Source organism: Sulfitobacter sp. HI0040 (genome assembly GCF_001634885.1).
Lineage (GTDB): Bacteria > Pseudomonadota > Alphaproteobacteria > Rhodobacterales > Rhodobacteraceae > Sulfitobacter.
Window position 1 is genome coordinate 1 of sequence record NZ_LWEX01000272.1, and the last position, 1,438, is coordinate 1,438.

Annotated in this window: 1 pseudogene; it reads right to left on the bottom strand. The window is 66.8% G+C overall.

The annotated features are described in order from the left end of the window. Positions 1 to 1,438, bottom strand: a pseudogene (locus tag A3728_RS13635) (FAD-dependent oxidoreductase); the annotation flags it as partial.

Here is a 1,438-nt window from a genome sequence, read left to right on the forward strand (position 1 = left end):
CCCACCCCCCGGCCATCAAGGAAAATCGGCTCACCGCCCGTGGCATCGGCGTTGGACGCATCCGTATCCTGCGGATCGAGCGACAGCAGCACGAGCCGTTCGCGCGGCGGCTCCTGCAGGACGCGCAGCGCCGCGTCGCGGTTGAGGAAGGGCTTGTCGGTCTTGCAGAGCCGGTCGAGCCCGACTTCCTGTGGCCAGTATTCGGGACTGTATTCGCGGCCCCAGGATCCGTAGCCCTTTTCGATCCGCAGCGACATCAGCGCGCGGCTGCCGACGCAGCCCGCGTCATGGGCGCGACCCGCGTCGAGCAGCGCCTCCAACAGCCGCGCCTGATCGGCTTCGGCGCAGTGAAGCTCCCAGCCGAGATCCCCGGTGAAGCTGACCCTGAGCGCCAGCGTCTCCACCCCTGCGATGTCGATCCGTCTGGACCGCATGAACGGGAAATCGGAGGTATCGAGCGACGTGTTCGTCAGCTGCTGCAACATCGCACGTGCGCTGGGGCCCGCCACGTTGAAGCCGCAGACCGCGCCGGTCAGGCTTTCGAACTGCGTATCCCCGGGCAGCGGGACCTGCCCGAAGAAGCGCATGTGATACCGCTCCGCCATGCCGGAGCCGATGATCCAGTAATCGTTTTCGGCCACGCAGGTGACCGTGAAATCCCCCGCGATACCGCCGCGCGTGCCGATCAGCGGCGTCAGGCAGGACCGCCCCACGGCCTCGGGGATATTGTTCGCAAAGACCGCCTCCAGCCAGTCATGGGCGCCGGGGCCGTGACAGCGGTATTTGGCGAAATTGGAGATGTCGATGATCCCCGCCCTGTCGCGCAGCATCCGGCATTCCGCGCCGACGTTCTGCCACCAGTCCTGCCGGGTGAAGCCTTCGGTCCGGTCGGCAGCACCGGGTTCGGCACCGAAATAGAGCGGATGTTCCCACCCTGCGTTGAGGCCGAAGACCGCCCCCAGCCCGCGCTGGAGGTCATAGGCCGGGCGCTTGCGCGCGGGCCGGCCCGCTGCGCGTTCCTCGTTCGGGAAATGTATCTTGAACCGATGCGCATACTGATCGCCCACCCGCGCCTTGATGAAGGCCGCATCGGCCCAGTCACCGAAGCGGGCCACGTCCCAGACGAACATGTCATAGCGCGGCTCGCCGGTGGTGATCCAGTCCGCCGCGAGCAGTCCCATGCCGCCGGACTGGCTGAACCCGGGGATGATCCCGTTGCAGCAGAAATAGTTCCGCAGCTCCGGCACCGGGCCGAACAGCACGTTCGCATCGGGCGACCAGATCATCGGCCCGTTGATGACCCGCTTGATGCCCGCCGCCCCCACCGCGGGCACCCGGTCAATCGCCCGCATCATGTTCTCCTCGATCCGGTCGAGATCGTCGGCGAAAAGCTCATGCCCGAAATCCTGTGGCGTGCCACCCTCTGCCCAAAAGCGCA